14 protein-coding genes are annotated in these 19,994 nt (G+C 37.5%); 11 read left to right on the top strand and 3 right to left on the bottom strand.

What is annotated here, in order from left to right; translation table 11 throughout:
- Positions 1-144: 144 nt before the first annotated feature.
- The 4 genes from H4J39_RS00830 (at position 145) to H4J39_RS00815 (ending at position 5,657) form a co-directional block, all read left to right on the top strand.
- Positions 145-1,248: a phosphoribosylaminoimidazolesuccinocarboxamide synthase gene (locus H4J39_RS00830; RefSeq protein ID WP_182224374.1), complete on the top strand. Its 1,104-nt coding sequence runs from the start codon at positions 145-147 to the stop codon at positions 1,246-1,248.
- 711 nt (positions 1,249-1,959) lie between these two features.
- Positions 1,960-2,940 carry a phenylalanine--tRNA ligase subunit alpha gene (gene pheS / locus H4J39_RS00825; RefSeq protein ID WP_182179926.1) on the top strand — a complete coding sequence of 327 codons (981 nt, stop codon included), beginning with the start codon at positions 1,960-1,962 and terminating at the stop codon, positions 2,938-2,940.
- A gap of 11 nt (positions 2,941-2,951) precedes the next feature.
- Positions 2,952-5,363 carry a phenylalanine--tRNA ligase subunit beta gene (gene pheT / locus H4J39_RS00820; RefSeq protein ID WP_182225564.1) on the top strand — a complete coding sequence of 804 codons (2,412 nt, stop codon included), beginning with the start codon at positions 2,952-2,954 and terminating at the stop codon, positions 5,361-5,363.
- Between the two features lie 3 nt (positions 5,364-5,366).
- Positions 5,367-5,657, top strand: coding sequence for an integration host factor subunit alpha (locus H4J39_RS00815; protein ID WP_070373739.1), 291 nt, complete (start codon positions 5,367-5,369; stop codon positions 5,655-5,657).
- Between the two features lie 258 nt (positions 5,658-5,915).
- Here the strand turns inward: H4J39_RS00815 and H4J39_RS00810 are convergent, their stop codons facing one another.
- Positions 5,916-6,446, bottom strand: a complete 531-nt coding sequence (locus H4J39_RS00810) for a DUF2937 family protein (RefSeq protein WP_182225563.1) — start codon at positions 6,444-6,446, stop codon at positions 5,916-5,918.
- Positions 6,447-6,608: 162 nt separating this feature from the next.
- On the opposite strand from H4J39_RS00810, the gene H4J39_RS00805 reads away from it, so the two are divergent.
- The 7 genes from H4J39_RS00805 (at position 6,609) to H4J39_RS00775 (ending at position 17,289) form a co-directional block, all read left to right on the top strand.
- Positions 6,609-7,280: a hypothetical protein gene (locus H4J39_RS00805; protein ID WP_182225562.1), complete on the top strand. Its 672-nt coding sequence runs from the start codon at positions 6,609-6,611 to the stop codon at positions 7,278-7,280.
- A gap of 170 nt (positions 7,281-7,450) precedes the next feature.
- Complete coding sequence (locus H4J39_RS19010; protein WP_182225561.1) at positions 7,451-11,656, top strand: thrombospondin type 3 repeat-containing protein; 4,206 nt, start codon at positions 7,451-7,453, stop codon at positions 11,654-11,656.
- A 100-nt stretch (positions 11,657-11,756) separates the two neighbouring features.
- A complete protein-coding gene (locus H4J39_RS00795) occupies positions 11,757-12,329 on the top strand; it encodes a tRNA-(ms[2]io[6]A)-hydroxylase (RefSeq protein ID WP_182179935.1) in 573 nt (190 codons plus the stop codon).
- Between the two features lie 34 nt (positions 12,330-12,363).
- Complete coding sequence (locus H4J39_RS00790) at positions 12,364-13,635, top strand: hypothetical protein (RefSeq protein ID WP_182225560.1); 1,272 nt, start codon at positions 12,364-12,366, stop codon at positions 13,633-13,635.
- Between the two features lie 151 nt (positions 13,636-13,786).
- On the top strand, positions 13,787-14,986 hold the full coding sequence (locus H4J39_RS00785; RefSeq protein ID WP_182225559.1) for a lipopolysaccharide assembly protein LapB: 1,200 nt from the start codon (positions 13,787-13,789) through the stop codon (positions 14,984-14,986).
- A 25-nt stretch (positions 14,987-15,011) separates the two neighbouring features.
- On the top strand, positions 15,012-15,908 hold the full coding sequence (locus H4J39_RS00780) for a M28 family peptidase (protein WP_182225558.1): 897 nt from the start codon (positions 15,012-15,014) through the stop codon (positions 15,906-15,908).
- A gap of 169 nt (positions 15,909-16,077) precedes the next feature.
- Positions 16,078-17,289, top strand: coding sequence for an EAL and HDOD domain-containing protein (locus H4J39_RS00775; RefSeq protein ID WP_182225557.1), 1,212 nt, complete (start codon positions 16,078-16,080; stop codon positions 17,287-17,289).
- A 76-nt stretch (positions 17,290-17,365) separates the two neighbouring features.
- Here the strand turns inward: H4J39_RS00775 and H4J39_RS00770 are convergent, their stop codons facing one another.
- On the bottom strand, positions 17,366-18,367 hold the full coding sequence (locus H4J39_RS00770) for an ATP-dependent 6-phosphofructokinase (RefSeq protein WP_404842674.1): 1,002 nt from the start codon (positions 18,365-18,367) through the stop codon (positions 17,366-17,368).
- Between the two features lie 153 nt (positions 18,368-18,520).
- A complete protein-coding gene (gene pyk / locus H4J39_RS00765; RefSeq protein ID WP_182225555.1) occupies positions 18,521-19,972 on the bottom strand; it encodes a pyruvate kinase in 1,452 nt (483 codons plus the stop codon).
- Between the last annotated feature and the right edge of the window lie 22 nt (positions 19,973-19,994).

Raw genomic sequence — 19,994 nt, 5'->3', positions numbered from 1 at the left:
AATATCTTCGTTAAAATGTATTAAAATTGTTTTATTAATTATACCGAATATTATTTTATGTACAGGATGTCAATGAGTGACGTTAATATCTAAAAATACTATTCGCTACAATTAATTTTAACTTGATAATTAAGGTTTAATCCGATGAGTCTTGCAGATCAAATTTTAGCGGTAAACAATGATTTACCTATTCGCACCGATGCACCTGTTCACAGCGGCAAAGTTCGTAGTGTCTACTGGTTAACTGATGCAGATAGTAAACGGTTAATTCAAGAAAAAGGTTATGATGTTGCCGATGACACACCATTAGCTATTATGGTGATCAGCGACCGTATCTCTGCCTTTGATTGCATTTGGCAAGGCGAAGGCGGCATGAAAGGTGTACCAGGCAAAGGCGCATCACTTAATGCTATTTCAAATCATTGGTTTAAGCTTTTTAAAGATCAAGGCCTAGCCGACAGTCACATTCTTGATATTCCACATCCGTTTGTGTGGATCGTTCAAAAAGCAAAACCGGTCATGATTGAAGCTATTTGTCGTCAGTATATAACGGGGTCAATGTGGCGTTCATACGTAAAAGGCGAGCGTGAATTTTGTGGTATTGAATTAGCTGAAGGGTTAACTAAAGATTCAAAGTTACCTGAGTTATTACAAACACCATCAACGAAAGGTATTTTAGAAGGGATCCCTGGCGTACCCGCTGTTGACGATGTAAATATTACGCGCAAGAACATTGAAGATAATTTTGAAGCATTCAATTTCAAATCACTTGACGATATAACGTTATACGAAAAGTTGTTAACGGAAGGTTTTGACGTTATTTCTGATTCGCTCGCAAAGCTTGACCAAATTTTTGTTGATACTAAGTTTGAGTTTGGCTATGTAAAAGACAGGGCTGGTAACGACAAGTTAATTTATATGGATGAAGTGGGCACTCCTGACTCTTCACGCATTTGGGATGGCGAGCAATACCGTGGTGGCAAAGTCGTTGAAAACTCAAAAGAAGGTTTCCGCCAATTATTATTAGCACACTTTCCTGATGCAGACATTTTATTAAATAAAGCCCGTATGCCTGAACGTGAAGCCTTAGCTCGCGACAATGAATTACCGGTATCAGTATTAATGGATGTGTCAAACACATATACAGCAATTGCAGAAAAAATTACCGGGCAAAAAATTGTCTTGTCTGCTAATCCTAAAGCTGAAATTATCGATATTTTACGCGAGCAGTACCAGTTAATTGACTAAAACTTTTAGTTGAGTGTAAATCGTTGATGATTTTTATAAACCCTACTCTTGAGTGGGGTTTATTGTTTTAGTCACTTTATTAATAGCAGGTTTAAGTAAATCTTGAAACTGTCCTGACGCTTTCATTTCTTTTAACACCAATGACAATTTATTGGCGAGTTTCTCCAACCGTTTATGTTTCTTTCTTGTTTACTTAACACCACCTGAGCAATAGTAAAAAGTGGCTCTTTAACTTGTTGTAAACTACGGGAGTTGTTTAAGTTAAGTGTTTTGATTCTAAATGATTCGCTATCAATTACTCCATACTTGCCCACGATAAACTTCTTTTGCTAGCCAATACCTTGATTTCTAAACGATAGCCTAACTTTTTAAATGCAACAGATAATATGCTTTGGCGTTTTGATATAAAAGGGCTCATCGCTTCCATTAAAAAAGAAGTGTTCGAAGCTCAAGTAAATTTTTGTTATTGCTGAAAATATTTCTTTCGAGTTAATATCGATAAAAGGCTTAAATTAATGAGCCGTTTAAGGCTTTTATCTACTTAAAAGTAATAGAAGGTCATAAAGTTTTAAAAACCCTTTTAAATCACGTTATTCCGCTACATTTATGCTTAGATATTGTGTAGAATCAACAACAATTTTTATTAATACAATCAGTCTAGCCAAAACTTTGAAATTTACAGCAAGGTTTTAGAGCCGCTTAGAGGAACTCATGAATTTAGACGATATTATATTGCAAGCAGAAGAAGCTATTTCTGCAGCAACAGATCCTACCGAACTTGACCAAGTTCGTGTTAACTTTTTAGGTAAAAAAGGTTTGTTCACTGAGCAAATGAAAGGGTTAAGTCAATTACCTAAAGAAGAGAAGCCTAAAGCAGGGCAAGTGATCAATATTGCTAAACAGCAAGTACAAAAATTATTGACTGAACGTGGTGAATTATTACGTGCAGAAGTTATTGCTAAGCAATTATCCGCTGAATCTATTGATGTGACGCTACCTGGACGTAGTAATGATTTAGGTGGGCTTCATCCTGTAACACGCACAATTGAACGTATTGAAAGTTTTTTTGGTGATTTGGGCTTTGAAGTCAAAGAAGGTCCAGAAGTTGAAGATGATTTTCATAATTTTGATGCTTTGAATATTCCTGAACATCATCCTGCACGTCAAGACCATGATACTTTTTACTTTAATCCAAAATTAGTATTACGCACGCAAACCTCTGGTGTACAAATTCGCACCATGGAAAAAGAACAGCCGCCGCTGCGTATTATTTCTCCGGGCAAAGTTTATCGTAATGACTATGATCAAACACATACACCCATGTTTCACCAAGTTGAAGGTTTGATGGTCGACAAAGATGTTAGTTTTACGCATCTTAAAGGTATTTTACACGACTTCTTACACCACTTTTTTGAAGAAGAAGTTGAAATTCGTTTCCGTCCTTCATATTTCCCGTTTACAGAACCTTCTGCGGAAGTGGATATTATGGGTAAAAATGGAAAATGGTTAGAAGTCTTAGGCTGTGGCATGGTGCACCCTAACGTATTGAAGTCAGTGGGTATTGACCCTGAAGTTTATACCGGTTTTGCTTTTGGTATGGGCGTTGAACGCTTAACAATGTTACGTTACGGCGTAAATGACTTACGTTCATTTTTCGAAAATGATCTTCGCTTCTTAAAACAGTTCAAGTAGGAAAGCCAATAATGAAATTTAGTGAATCGTGGTTACGTGAGTGGGTTAATCCTGCCATTTCATCGAGTGAATTAGCTCATCAAATTACTATGGCTGGCTTAGAAGTTGATGCTGTAGAACCAGTTGCCGGTCAATTTACGGGTGTATTAATTGGTGAAGTGGTTGAATGTGGGCCGCATCCTGATGCTGATAAACTGCAAGTTACAAAAATAAATCTAGGTAGCGAATTCAATGATGGCGAATTAGTCGATATTGTTTGTGGCGCTAAAAATTGTCGTTTAGGTCTCAAAGTAGCTGTTGCTACTGTTGGCGCAGTTTTACCTGGCGACTTTAAAATTAAAAAAGCAAAATTACGTGGCGTACCTTCTCATGGCATGTTGTGTAGTGAATCAGAGATTGGTTTGTCTGACAGCTCAGATGGTATTATGGAACTAGCACAAGATGCTCCTATAGGCATGTGTGTTCGTGAATACCTAGATTTGAACGATGTTACTATCGACGTTGATTTAACCGCTAACCGTGGTGATTGTCTTGGCCTTAAAGGCTTAGCACGCGAAGTAGGGGTATTAAATAGTTTAAACATTACTGAACCAGAAATTGTTGCTGTAGCTCCTACAATAGATGATGTTCGAGAAATTACGTTATCAGCACCTAAAGCTTGTCCACGCTATTTAGGGCGAGTCATTAAAGATATTGATGTAACGGCGAAAACACCGTTATGGATGGTAGAAAAATTACGCCGTTGCGGTACACGCTCAATAGACCCTGTTGTCGATGTAACCAACTATGTGTTGCTCGAACAAGGGCATCCGATGCATGCTTTTGATTTGTCTGCACTCGACGGTGGAATTAACGTTCGTTATGCAACATCAGGTGAAAAGCTGGTTTTACTTGACGGTAATGAAGTTACACTTTCAACTGAAACTTTAGTGATCGCTGATGACAATAAAGTATTAGCCATGGCGGGTATTTTTGGCGGAAAAGAATCGGGTGTTAAATCTGATGAAGAAAATAAGTCAACTGACATCTTCTTAGAAAGTGCTTTTTTTGCTCCGTTAGCTATTTTGGGTAAAGCACGTCAATACGGATTACATACTGATTCATCTCATCGTTATGAACGTGGTATCGACCCTGAATTACAACGAAATGCTATGGAACGTGCAACGACCTTATTATTGGAAATCGTTGGTGGTAAAGCGGGTCCTATCGTTGAAGCACTCAGTGATGAAAATTTACCTAAAGAAAAAACAGTTACTTTGCGTAGAGAAAAACTTGATGGCCGTATTGGTCATCATATTGATGATGCTAAAGTCACTGAAATCCTAACCCGTTTAGGTTTTAATGTTACTTTTGAAAATGAAATCTGGACGGTTGTTGTTCCAGCATACCGCTTTGATATTAAAGTAGAAGTTGATTTAATCGAAGAAGTTGCGCGTATTTTTGGTTACAACAATATTCCAAATGTTTCGCCAAAAGCAACGTTGACGATGCGTGAACAAAAAGAAAAGTCTCTGCCATTAAAACGCTTACGTAATGTAATGGTTAATCGTGGTTACCAAGAAGCGATAACCTATAGTTTTGTCGACCCTAAAGTTCAATCGCTAATTCATCCTGAACAAGAAGTAATGACTTTACCGCATCCTATTTCTTCTGAAATGTCAGTAATGCGTTTAAGTATGTGGACCGGATTATTGCAATCAGTTATTTATAACCAAAACCGTCAGCAATCTCGACTACGTTTATTTGAAACGGGTTTACGTTTTGTACCGGATGAAACTGCAGAGAACGGTGTTCGCCAAGAACAAATGTTTGCAGGGGTAGTTACCGGGCAGCGTAACGAAGAACATTGGGATATGGAAAAGTCAGCCATTGATTTTTTTGATGTAAAATCAGACGTTGAAGCACTACTTGCATTAACTGCAGACGCTTCTTCATATGAGTTTTCACAAGATGAAATAACCGCACTTCATCCGGGTCAAACAGCCGCTATTCATAAGAATGGCGTGTTAGTAGGCCATGTTGGTACCTTACATCCTGAATTAGAAAGAAAATTAGGATTAAATGGTCGGACATTTATTTTTGAGCTTTTATTGTCCGAAATTTCAACACAAAAAATTCCTGAAGCTGGTGATATATCTCGCTTTCCTGCCAATAGACGTGACATTGCAGTGATCGTTGAAGAGAAAATAAATGCAAAAAATGTCTTACAACTTATTGAAAAGGTTGGCGGAAATTATTTAGTTGATCTAAACTTGTTTGACGTATACCGAGGAAATGGTATCGATGAAGGGTTTAAGAGCTTAGCGATAGCGATGACTTTACAGGATTGTGATAAAACCCTTGAAGAAAAAGACATTAATGAAGTCGTTGAACGTGTCGTAGACACATTAGAAACTGAGCTAAATGCATCACTGAGGAATTAGGTAATGGCGCTTACGAAAGCAGAAGTAGCAGAACATTTATTTGAGAAAGTTGGGCTGAGCAAACGCGACGCAAAGGATATGGTTGAGGTGTTTTTTGAAGAAATACGCGAAACTCTAGAAAGTGGCGAGCAAGTAAAGCTTTCTGGTTTTGGTAACTTTGACCTTCGTGTAAAAAGCGAACGCCCAGGCCGTAACCCTAAAACGGGTGAAGATATTCCAATTTCTGCTCGTAAAGTTGTTACTTTCCGTCCAGGACAAAAATTAAAGAGTCGCGTTGAAAACGGTAACGGCTAATTAAACCATAGCGTTAAAATAATAGTTAGCGCATTTCTTTTTGTATTTTATGATACATGAGAATATGTTTATTAAAGGTTGCTTCGGCAGCCTTTTTTATTTTAAATCTTTTGCAAATTTCTCTCTTAAGTGCACCGTCCTTTTAAGTAGGTAACACGCTCGAAAACAATCAGAGTCGTGAATCCATGCCTTGTGTTCATCAGTTATAACCTTGCTGTGTCATTACAATAGGGTATCGAAGGCGTAATTGAGATGATGTTATCGTTTTTTGAGTTGCTTTTCTGACGACATTTTTTTACTTATCACTCTGATCAAGTAGCCAACTATTTCTTTAATTAATAAACCAACAATAGCGATTACAGCACCAGTAACGAGTGCATTTAGTGCCAATGGAATAGTGATTGAAAAATCAGTTAAGGTATCTTTAATAATGGTTCTGTCAGCATAAATAATAAAGTTATAAACTTGTTCGATATAAGCGTTGTTCGTTACACCGCTAAGTTGTGATTGTAAATAGTCAACTCTTAACATTAATTGCTTAATGATTTCAGCGGTATTAACAATAGAGGGCTCTGAATTAGCTTGGTATTTTATTATCATGGCAGATAAATCACCTTGATAATGTCGATCAGCAAGGGTTTGAAATTGTACTAAATGCAATTCTGCTTCAGATAAATGTCCAGAAAGTCGGTGCTTATATTGAATGATTAATCCAGGTAGTTGCACACCTAAAATAAATGTTATGGTAAAAAAACAACGATCAATAATATTATTAATAATTCTAAACATAGAAATTTATCGATTAAATAAAGATGAGTAAAAAATAACAGTAACATACCTTTGTTTATATTTTTTAAAATTTTATGGTTTAAAAATTGCATATTTCTAAAATCGATTACGCATTTAATGTGAATGCAGTAAACAGTCAAATTTTTGATGGTGGTATAAATAGTGATAAATAATATAAGTAACAACGAACAAGAAAATTTAGCGTTGCAAACAACTCATGTTCAAAAAACTATAATGTCTAAAAATTTAAGTAAGCTGCGGAATGTTTTTGCCGTTGGTGGCGTTTTTATTGCGACAAGTTTTCTTGCTTCTCATGTAAACGCGCTAGAAATAGCCGGTAACTTTCACAAAGGGCAAGAGTCTACGAGTAAAGGTTACAGTTTTGCATTAGCAGACACCTTTACCAAAGGCAGTAATTTATATTGGACTGTTGCTTATAGCAGTTTAGATGACGTAAAAGTTGAGTGGAATAACGATGAGTTGTTTTTCAAAATAGATACTATTGATGCGCTGCTCAGTTATCGTCACAAAATACAAAGCTATAACTCTTTTTTTAAAAATCTTACTATCGAATATCAAGTCGGAGCATCAGCAGCCCTGACCGAAAATAAATTTACGTGGCCTGAAACACCAGGCTTAGAGGAAGAAGTTCGATACTTTTCTGAAAAAAGTGATATTAATGCCGTCATAGGTGTTGGCGCTTATTACAAACTTGACCGTAATACATCGATAAATTTCGGGGTGAAATATCAACCCAGTTTTTCTGAATTCGGCGCTGTAACCTCTGCTTATATAGGGTTGAGTTATCGTTTTGGCCGTGGCTTAGATTATTAAGTTTGATCAATAAATTATTTTAACAAAAGGCCAACCGTTTTTTTTGGTAAAGTTTACAATGTGAAGTATGAGATTAAGAATATTCGCTACTACATTGGCACTTTTTTAATTTCAAGACGTAATAACTTGTCGTAACAAGTTATAAATATCAGTTATTGGTGGGAATATTTATGCCATTAAAAATTCGTTTAAAAGCTGTTTTACTTATATCAGCGATTATGATCAACTTCTCTGCTCATGCAGCCGTGCAATGTCTTCTACCTACGCCTCTTCTTGACGCCGACGGCGATGGCTATGATGATACGGTTATTATTGGCGGTGCTTATGACTTATTTCCAAGCGATGCTACAGAATGGTATGACACCGATTTAAATGGTGTCGGTAATAACGCTGACCCTGATGATGACGGTGATGGGATACCTGATATTTCTGATAACAACCGTGATGGCGATGCCGTTATTGATATTTATGACCCTGCTATCGAAAACGCTTTCGAATGGTTAAATACCGATGGAGATACGCTTTGCAATACGGTTGACCTTGATGATGATGGTGACGGGGTTGTTGATGTAGTTGATGTATACCCACTTAACCCAGCAGAGTGGGATGATACTGACAGCGATACTATCGGTAATAACGCTGATACCGATGATGACGGTGACGGTGTTATTGACTTATATGATGCATTTCCTCTCGATAATTCAGAACAACTTGATACTGACTTTGATGGCATAGGTAATAATACCGATACCGATGATGACGGTGATGGCATTTTAGATGTCAACGATGCGTTTCCGCTATATAACTCAGAACAAAGTGACCTTGATAATGATGGCATAGGAGATAATGCTGATAACGACACCGATGGCGACGGTTATGCAAATGGTATTGATATTTATCCAAATAACGACTTGGAGTGGTTTGATACCGATGGTGACAATGTTGGTAATAATGCTGACACCGATGACGACACTCATGATGTTACTGGGGTTGGCGATGGTATTCCTGATATCAGTGATGACTTTCCTTTAGATGCTAGTGAATGGTTAGACACTGATAATGATGGTGTCGGCGATAATGGCGATACCGATGCTGATGGAGACGGTCGCTTAAATGTTAACGATGCTTTTCCGCTAGACAGTGCTGAATTTATTGATACTGATGGTGATGGTACCGGTAACAATGCTGATACAGATGATGACAATGATGGTGTTTTTGACAGTAGTGACCCTTTTCCGCTTGATGCAAGTGAATCGATAGACAGTGATTTTGACGGCATAGGTAACAACGCTGATGCCGATGATGATAACGATGGTGTGATTGATGCCAATGACACTTTTCCATTAGACGCAACCGAATATATTGATACCGATGGTGATGGAATAGGAAATTTTGCTGATGATGATGATGATGGCGATGGCGTAGCTGACGGTAATGATAGATTTCCTTTAGATGGCACTGAGTCAATAGATACTGACGGCGATGGTACGGGCAACATTGCTGATACCGATGATGATAATGATGGCATATTAGATATAAATGAAACACTGGCAAACTCACTTTTACCACTAGCAACCACAGATACTGATGGTGATGGTGTCGCTGATAATACCGATCTTGATATTGACACGCACGATTTTACGGGTGTTGGTGACGGCATCGTTAATTCTGCGGACCTTTTCCCATTTGATCCAACAGAGTGGGAAGACACCGACGGTGACTTTATAGGCAATAACAGCGACCCTGATATAGATGGTGACGGTATTGCCAACGGCAACGATGCCTTCCCATTAGATGCAAGTGAGTATGTAGATACTGATACTGATGGAACGGGTAACAATGCAGATACCGATGATGACGGTGATGGCATTTTAGATATAAATGATCCTTTTCCATTAAACGGCGCTGAAGACTCTGATTCAGATGGTGATGGTATCGGTAATAATGCTGATGCTGATGATGACAATGATGGGTTTATTGATAGCTTAGATGCCTTTCCATTTGATGTTAATGAGTACTTAGATACTGATGGTGATTTACTGGGTAATAATGCAGATACTGATGATGATGGTGATGGAATCCCTGATTCAGAAGATGCCTTTCCCTTAGATGCTTCAGAAACACTTGATAGCGATGGCGATCTCGTTGGTAATAATAACGATAGTGATGATGATAATGATGGCTTCGTAGACTCCATTGACGACTTTCCATTAGACTTTACTGAGAGACTCGATACCGATGGTGACGGCATAGGTAACAATACCGATGACGACGACGATGGCGATGGTGTCCCTGATAGTGACGATCTTTTTCCGTTTCACGCTGATGAGTCTCAAGATAGTGATAATGACGGTATTGGCAATAACAGTGACAGTGACGACGATAATGATGGTGTGCTTGATATTGATGATGCCTTTCCATTTAATGCAGCTGAAGATACTGATACTGATGGGGATGGTATTGGCAATAATGCCGATCCCGATGATGACAATGATGGTGTGATTGACTCTCAAGATGACTTTCCAGAAGATGCCTCTGAGTCAACAGATTCTGATGAAGATGGCTTAGGTAATAATGCTGACCCTGATGATGACAATGACGGCATGAGTGATGTTTTTGAGCTTCAATATGGCTTTAACCCATTAAACGTTAATGATGCTTTAGCTGATACAGATTCTGACGGCACCTTAAACGTAGATGAAGAGCGCAATAACACCAATCCATTAATTGATGATTATGCGCCGGTGATCACGGTACCTGAAGCTGTGCACCTTGACGCTAACCATACCTTTACCGCACTAACACGCGAGCAGTTGGTTAGGCTAACGGAAGTTTCTGTTGAAGATGGACGTGACGGCGCTAATTGTTGCTCATTAACGCCCGTTGGCTTTGAACAGGGTCAAAAGCATATTACCTCTGGGGTTTACAATATTACTTGGCGCGCGGTTGACGATGCAGGAAATGTTTCAACCATACAACAAATCCTTAATGTTTATCCGTTAGTGAATTTTAGTGCCACGCAAATATTAGGTGAAGGTGTAACAGCTAGAGTAGAAGTTCTTCTATCAGGCGAAGCACCTTATTATCCTATTGAATTACCTTTTGCTATTTCAGGTAATGCTGACTCACTTGATTATAAGATAGCCGATAATAAAGTGGTTATTAATGAGGGAACCTCAGGCTTTATTGATGTCTTGATCAATAAAGACTTTCAAGCAGAAAATGATGAACAACTTATATTGAGCTTTGGCAGTGAAATAAATGCGGGTGTACACAAAACCCATACCATTGTTATTACTGAAACTAACATTGTACCGGTGACAGAGTTGCGCATGACGCAAAATAACATAGCCGTTTCAAGCATTAGTAAAGATCAAGGTGAAGTGACGATCGAATTAAAAATAAAGGATGTTAACCCTGATGATTTACACATCATTAATTGGTTATTGCCTGAGTATATCAATGCCGAAATAAGCGCGAATCAATTAAAAGTTTATTTACAACCAGATTCATTTCTTTTACCTGATGAAATACAGCGTTTAATTGTGGTAGAAGTCAGTGTTACCGATAATGGTAACGGCGAATTATCACAAACACATCGCCTTAATATCCCTGTTAATGACACTTTAGCTCGACTCGATGGCAGTGACACCGACAGTGATGGTATTGCTGACAATATTGAAGGCTATGCTGATAATGACAACGATGGTGTTCCAGCATTTCTTGACAATAACAATATTGCCTATCTCCAGCCATTGCATGTAAACGCTGGTGAAACTAAATTGATGGAAACTGAACCGGGCTTGAGATTACGTTTGGGTAAATATGCTTTACAGCAATTTTCGGATGGCGTGCAAATGAGCCAACAAGAAATGGATGCAACAGGCTTAGTGCCAACCGATGAATATGATCATCGTAGTGATTATTTTGATTTTGAAATTCATAATGTTACTCCGTTTGGTGCATCTGCATATGTTGTTATCCCTTTAAATGATGGCATTCCAAACAATTCGCTTTATCGAAAATTTAACCGTCTAAATGGTTGGCAGAATTTTGTGGAAAACAGCAATAATAGTTTAGCGTCTAGCGCAGCAGACAACGATGTATGTCCACCACCGCAAAGCAATTTATATCAAGCCGGTTTATCGGCAGGACATCAATGTGTACGTTTATGGATTGAAGATGGTGGTGCAAATGATGCCGATGGCCTTGTGAATGGTATTATTGACGATCCGGGTGGAATTGCGTTAGTCCCTAATGCCGAAGTGGCAAAAGAAACAGATCCAGAGCAATCAAGCAGTGGCAGTATGTATTGGCTGTTATTATTTATTGTAGTCAGTTTACGTTTGAAAAAATTTAGGCAAAGCAGTCTATAAAATAGTTTCACAAACAAGTTAACATTTATGTTTGTTCGCCCGTTATTTTCCTATAAAATAGCGGGCAAATTTCCTCTGCCAATAAATAATAAGTATTATTATGTTTGAACTTAAATACCATACTCCCAAAGAATGGGCGCAAGTTGCACTCGCTGATTTTAATGCCTTTTTACTTGACCATGCTACCGCAGAAAAAAAAGCCTCAGGTATGGCAATGTCTATGATCTCACATTATCCGGATAGGAAAAATATGGTTAAAGCGATGGCTGATTTAGCTATCGAAGAACTGATTCATTTTAAACAAGTGTTAAAATTAATTAATGCGCGTGGAATTCAGTTGGGTGCAGACACAAAAGACCCTTATATCTCGCAAATTCGCAAGGCGTTTCGCAATGGCACTGAAGTCTTTTTTATGGACCGATTAATCGTTGCTGGCGTTATTGAAGCAAGAGGCTATGAACGATTTTCTCTTATTGCTGAAGCATTACCTGAAGGCAAAGATAAAGTTTTATATGACGCTATTGCAAAATCTGAAGAAAAGCATAAAAATCTTTTTATTGAGCTTGCATACGAATATTTTGATAAAGAAGAAGTCGATATACGTTTAGACGAAGTGTTAACGCTGGAAGCTGAAATTTGTGCAAAACTCCCTTTTAGAGCAGCTCTGCATTAATGCTTTAACGATAAAGTATTAACAGGCTAAGCTGATGTCAAAAGCATTTAACCAATATTTTAGCCGCTATGCTGAAAATGAAGTTGAGGTATTAATTCAGCACGAATTACTTTTACCTGACGAATTTTTGGTGGAACACGTATTAGTGATCCCTGCTTATCAAGAAACGAGCGCTTTTATTGAGCGCTTTTTAGCTTCATCACTTGTAAAGTCTCCTGTGCTTATGGTCGTCGTTATTAACGAGCCAATAGCCCAATCTTCAGCTGCTCAAATCACTGAACGCTATAGTAAAGATTTAAAAAACACCCACGTTAATAGTCTTAACCCTCAAAAAACATTACACAAATACTCACTCTCTTGCGGTGATATATCGTGGCAGCATGAAAACTTAACATTAATTAAAGTACATCAAAGCCAGAGCTGGCTTTTAGTGGTTGACAGGTTTACGCATGGGATAGAAAAAGAGCAGGGCGTAGGGCTCGCCCGTAAAATAGGCGCAGATCTCTGCGCTTATTTAATCTCGATAAAGAGAGTAGAGCAGCCATGGATTTGCTCAAGTGATGCCGATGCTTATTTACCCGACAATTACTTTAGTGCACTTCATTCACGCGATAAAAGTACGGTAGTTTGTTGTTTTAATTTTCAGCATAGTAGCGATGATAAACGTGTTCATCAGGCTAATTTTCTGTATGAAACCGCATTACGTTATTATGTTGCCGGCTTACATTATGCTAATTCACCGTATGCTTTTTTCACTATTGGTAGTCTTTTAGCTTTTAAAGCGGAGGTTTATGTTCAAGCGCGCGGTTTTCCAAAAAGAAGCGCAGGTGAAGACTTTTATTTATTAAACAAACTCGCTAAGTTAGGCGATGTTGAATTTATTGAAGAAGTGATTGTAACGCTTGAAGCAAGAACGTCTCAGCGAGTGCCTTTTGGCACGGGGCCCGCAGTACAAAAAATTCTAGACTTACAAGAGAATAAGCAAGATTATTGTTACTACCATCCTGAAATATTCATATTATTGAAATCTACACTGTGTTCATTTTCTGATTTATGGCATCACCGTGCTGATTTACCAACATGGTTACAACAACGCTCAACACCAGTAAGCATAGCGTTAACTGAAATTGGATTTGATAGTTTTGTTAAGAAACAAATAAATAATAGCGAAAAGCAATTTAATAAACAGTTAGACGTTTGGTTTGACGCCTTCAAAACACTAAAATTTATTCATAGTGTTCGCGCAAATTATTATCAAGATATTCCCCTAGCACAAGCATTATCAAAAGCGCCATTTAGGGTTTAATAAGCTAACCAGCTAAAGTCTTCTATAAAAAATATCACAGTTACTGATTACTAATATTCCTCAATAATATAAATAAATATGAGATCCCTAGTATACTTTTAAGAGACCGGAATTTTTTTCCCAAGGTCATTACATTTTTATGGGAGGATTTATGAATATTTTTATAAATAATTTCAGTAAAGTGCTCTGTTTATTCTTTTTAACTTTACTGTTATCGGCATGTCAAACCAGTGGTAAGTTAGCGCATAAAAATGTTTATGTGAATGAAAATCTATATTTTGATGAGTATTTTCCTAACTACCAAGCTGTGAAAGTAGAAAGCAAAGAAGACATCTTTGCTTTAGATGATCGAATGCGCCTAATGGTAAAAGAAAAGTTAATGACTGAGCGGGATATAAAAAGAAGAGCAACAAAATTACTTAAACATATATTTGATCAAGACAATGTAGCCTTAGCTTATAACAGTGCGGCTAATGTCAGTGCTATTGGTGCATATAATAATCAACAGGCGAACTGTTTATCGCTTACTATTATGGCCTATGCTTTAGCCAAAGAAGCTCAGTTAGCGGTCGATTTTCAGGAGGTTAAAATACCTGAGTATTGGGTACGAAATGGTGCATATAATATGTTAACTGGTCACGTGAATTTAGTAGTTACTAAGCCTAAAAGTCCACATGCTCAAGTTGTATTCGGTAGTGACATTTTAACGATTGATTTTGATCCCTTTGTTATTAAAGCGTCATTTCCTAAAACGATTATTAGCCAGTCATACGTGTTGTCAATGTTTTATAGCAATAAAGGAGCACAAGCATTGGTTAATAAACAGTTCAGTAAAGCTTATGCCTATTTTAAAGCAGCAACAACCATAGCACCAAATTTTAGTCCGGCTTGGGCAAACTTAGGTATTTTGTACCGCATGAGTGGTCATGTCGCCTTGGCTAAAAAAAGCTATCAATATGCACTTGAGGTTAACCCTGAAAACTTTACTGCAATGTCTAATATGTCATTATTACTTGATAATCAAAAAGACAGAAAAGAGTTAGCGAATATAAGAAAAACACTAAAAAATGAAAGAGAAAATAATCCATATTATTTTGCCTTACTTGCAGATGAAGCCTTTTATTTAGCCAATAACAAACAAGCGTTAGCTTATTATCGTCAAGCGATAAAACTAAATAAACATGAACATGCCTTTTATTTTGGTTTAGCAAAAGTTTATTATGCCTTAAATGAAAATAGAAAAGCACAACGAGCAATGGATAAGGCTATTTCGTATAACAGGATTAATAGCATTGATGAAACATACATAGCAAAATTGAATTTTTTAAAAAAGCAGGAGCTAGGTCATTAAAAAGTTACTAACGTTAAGTTTATTTATGTACCTGACTTTAAGCGGCTACGCTCGCGCTTCCATCGTCGATATAGCGAATATTACACTTAACAAAGAGCAATTACTTGAGCATCTATCTTACTTATCGTCTGACGAATTAGCTGGACGTAAAATTGATAGTATTGGTAATAGAAAAGCTCAAGAGTATATAATTAATCAATTAGTTAGTCATTCAATACCCCCTTTGAATAAAGATTATCGACATAAGTTTTTTAGTCATATGAGCGGAAGTAATATTATTGCGATGATCCCTGGCCACCAGGAAACAGAGAGTTATATCGTTTTTTCTGCGCACTTTGATCATATCGGTAAAAAAGGAAACAAAATTTACAACGGAGCAGATGATAATGCATCAGGAACGTCTGCGTTACTCTCTATTGCTCAACAACTTATTAAAAATCCTTTAAAGCATAATATTATTTTACTTTTTACTGATGGTGAAGAACTTAAGTTAACAGGGGCTAAAGCGTTTGTTAAAGATCATCCAAATATTATGCGCCATACTAAAATTAATATAAATTTAGATATGTTGGCAGGTAGTAAAAGAACAAAAAAATTACGCTATATGACCCGAGGCTTTAATCAATTACTTAACGATCGTAATATAGAACAATTAACGGCTTTGCAAAATTCATTCGATATTCCAATAATAGAGGGCTTTAAGGTTAAAAGCTTTAGAGGAAACCGTCGGATAAAATGGTTATTATCGAGTGATCATGGAGTATTTCATCAGGCAGGGATCCCGTTTATTTATTTTGGCGTGGGTACTCACATTAACTACCACGAATCGAGTGACACCTACAGTAATGTTAATCATGAGTTTTTCCATTTGGCGACTGATGCGATTTATCAACAATTGATCTTTCTTGATCACAATATATAAATATTTACTGTAGATCAGTAGATATATTTATTTTGTAAAATACCAAAAGATATATTACAGGCTCAATTCTCAATAAATTAAGCCCTCAGGGCTTATTTACTTTCCAAATGTAAGAAAAGTAAGGTATGTTAAAGTTAATAATACACAATGACATTTTTAGTTTTAATATATGTATAACACCTATATAGCAAGACAAGCAATATTAGATAGAACCCATACCACTATTGGTTACGAACTTTTATTTAGAGATAGCCCTGATAATAAATTTCCTGATATTGATCAAGACGTCGCGAGCTCAAAATTAATCATTCAAAATCATCTCCAAGGTGACATTCGTTCTATTAGCATGGGCAAGCTGGCTTTTATTAATTTTACTGAAAAATGTCTGGTTAACAAATACCCATTAATGTTTGATAAAAACGCGATTGTCATTGAACTTGTTGGTCATAAACTACCGACAGAGCGTTTGTTTAAAATCATTAAGTTTTATCACGAAAAAGGTTATAAAATTGCACTAACTGAGTATGATCTGGACGAAAAGTGGGATGTGCTATTTCCTTATATAGCAATCATCAAAGTTGACATAGAAGTGGTTAATCCTAAACGTTTACATAAAGTACTTGAACGTTTAAAAGATCACGACATTAAACTTGCTGCAGAAAAAGTGGAAACCAATTTTCAAGTACAAGCCTTAGCAGAAGTCGGTTTTAACTATTATCAAGGTTACTTTTATCACGAACCTGAAATGGTAGAAGGGCAAATACTTGCGCCAATAAAAACTCAAATGTTGAATTTAATCAGTGAAACATTTCATTCTCCACTCGATTTTGAAACTATCGCGACTATCATCAGCCATGATGTGAATTTGACGGTTGGTTTATTAAAAATGGTCAACAATGTTGCAACATCAACACGGGTTGAAATTACTTCTCTAAAACAAGCCGCAGCTTATTTAGGTGAAGATAAACTTAAACAGTTTGTTACTATTTTGGCTTTATCTAAGCTGACGTCAGAAAAAACAGATGAAATATCGAAGCAAGCGTTAATCACTGCAAAATTGATGACCTCACTAGCAAAAGAAGGGGTCTTTAAAGAGATCAGTGATTTTGCTTTTATCACTGGCTTATTAAGTGCCATTGAAGTTGTTTTACGCATGCCCATTAATGAAATTGTTAAAACAATGCCGTTGGCTATTCCAATTGAAAACGCGTTAGTTGATCATTCTGGCTTGTTGGGTGAATTACTTGATTTTACCATGAAATATATAACGGGTAATGGCGAAAATATAAATCAATTAATTGAGTTGTACTCACTTGATGCCACTTTTATTCAACAAGAGTTTGTTGCCGCTTGTCAATGGTGTAAAGACCTCGATATATAACTTATCGTTCATTACTCTGTGAAATTTTAAACGCCTATTCATTCCCTTTTGTATAGGCGTTTTTGTTGAGGTAACGTTACTGAGCGGTAAGGGCGAGGATATTTTCTTGGGCTGAAACTAAATTTTCACTGACTTTTTCTTTATGCAAAACAGCAACCGCAAGGGGTACCGTTAACAACTGATTATTACGTTCTCCGATCATCACTTTGTCATTGCCTGCAATCAGTTCTTGTACCGCGGCAACGCCCATTTTTGTTGCTAAAATTCGGTCTTTAGCGACAGGAGATCCTCCTCGTTGAATATAGCCAAGTATACAAGCGGTGCAGTCAATGTTTGCCGTTTCCTTTAATTGTCTTGCAAGCTCGGTTGCCCCACCTCGCCAAAGGTTTTCGGCTATAACAATGATGTAACTCGCATGCCTGTTTTGCTGTGCTCGGCTAATTTCTTTTGCTAAATGGCTAAGCTTTTCTTGCTCGTCATCTTGAGAGAAGTTCTCGAAGGAAAGTATTTGCTCAGCAGCACAAGCAATGCCAACGTTAAAAGTGATATGGCCGCTACGGCGTCCCATTAACTCAACAATAAAAATGCGTTCAAAAGCTTCTGCGGTATCGCGTATTTTATCAATAGCTTCAATACCGGTATTGACCGCCGTAGAAAAACCAATGGTGAAGTCTGTGCCGTCAATATCATTATCAATGGTTCCAGGAATACCAATAATACGGCCTGTCCAATGTTGATTTAAAGCGAGTAGACCGTTAAAAGAACCATCGCCACCGATGACAATTAATGCATCTACTTCTTCTTTTTCCAGTGTTGCTGCGGCTAATTTTAAGCCTTGCTCAGTATGCATAGCAGGGCAGCGAGCACTTTTTAAAATAGTGCCACCGCGGTGGATAATACCATTAACACTTGCTGGGGTTAGGGGGGTTGAACTGTCTTCTATTAAACCGTTATAGCCAGAATAAAAACCGATAGTCTGTAATTTATAGTGATGGGCAGCAAGTACCACCGAACGTATCGCTGCATTCATACCGGGAGCATCACCCCCACTTGTTAACACTGCAACCTTTTTTATCATCATAATCAGTTTTTTAACGTTATATCGTAAGGTCTATCTTACTGAAGTTTTTTACATTCGTCATTGCTTACCTTAAGCAAATTTTGCCAATAAAAAAAGGTAGCTAAAGTGCTACCTTTTTAACGTGCCTATTTATTGCTTAACTTTATCTAATTAACTTAAATGCTTTTTGGTCACCGTTAACACTTTCAATGTATTGGTTGCACCAACAGTTTCCATCATGTCACCATGAGTGAATATAACGATGTCATCAACTTTTAAATTTGATTTATGAAGTACTTTATTCAGTACTTCATTTGACAATTCTTCGTCTGAAAAATGAGTAGAGTCAAACTCAACAGGATAAACACCACGGTAAATAGCGGTTTTATTGAGTGTTTTCTGGTGACGAGATAAAGAATATATAGGTAAGCCAGAAGTAATACGCGACATTATTTTGCTGGTATGCCCTGATTCAGTCAAAGATATGATCGCTTTAACACCAACAAGATGATTTGCAGCATACATAGCAGACATTGCGATGGTTTCTGAAATTTCAGAAAAAGTGAGTTCATTACGGTGGTTTGAAATGTTGACCGAGCGATGTTCTTCAGCGCCAATACATACAGATGCCATTGCTTTTACTGTTTCTACTGGGTATTTACCCGCGGCAGTTTCAGCGCTCAGCATAACTGCATCAGTACCATCAAGCACAGCGTTTGCTACATCCATAACTTCAGCGCGTGTTGGCATCGGGTTTTCAATCATCGTTTCCATCATTTGCGTCGCGGTAATGACTACACGGTTTAATTGACGACTACGAGCAATAATATGTTTTTGTTTACCCACTAATGCAGCGTCACCAATTTCAACACCTAAATCACCACGAGCAACCATAACAACGTCAGAGGCTAAAATAATTTCATCAAGGATCTTGTCATCATTTACTGCTTCTGCACGTTCAATTTTAGACACTAAACGAGCATCACAACCCGCTTCTTGGGCTAATAAACGTGCTTCACGCATGTCTGCTGCATCACGAGGAAAAGATACCGCCAAGAAATCGACGTTAATTTTTGCCGCTAACTTAATATCTTCTTTATCTTTATCGGTTAAGGCTGGAGCGGTTAAACCACCACCTTGACGGTTAATGCCCTTATTGTTTGATAAAGGGCCACCGACAGTGACTTCAGTGAAAACTGATTGTCCTTGTGTACTTAATACTTTTAATTGCACACGACCATCGTCAAGTAAAAGAATATCGCCAGGAATAACGTCTTGTGGTAATTTTTTGTAATCAATACCGACTTTTTCTTGGCAGCCTTCACCTTTTTCTAATGTCGCATCAAGTTCAAACTTATCACCGATCGCTAATCTAATGGGACCTTCTTTAAACGTAGAAATACGTATTTTAGGGCCTTGTAAATCGCCTAAAATGCCAACATATATACCCAATTCTTTAGCTATTTCGCGTACGTTGTTAGCACGATCAATGTGATCTTGAGGAATACCATGAGAGAAGTTCAATCGAACCACATTTACACCAGCGGCTAGTACTTCTTTCAATACGGCTTTGTCATCAGTGGCTGGCCCTAAGGTCGCTACAATTTTCGTTCTTCTAGGCATCTTAATCCTTATTATATAATGG

The organism is Colwellia sp. Bg11-12, assembly GCF_014076955.1.
Lineage (GTDB): Bacteria > Pseudomonadota > Gammaproteobacteria > Enterobacterales > Alteromonadaceae > Colwellia_A.
Note: the sequence above shows the minus strand (reverse complement) of the source record. Positions and strands in the feature narration are given on the sequence as shown.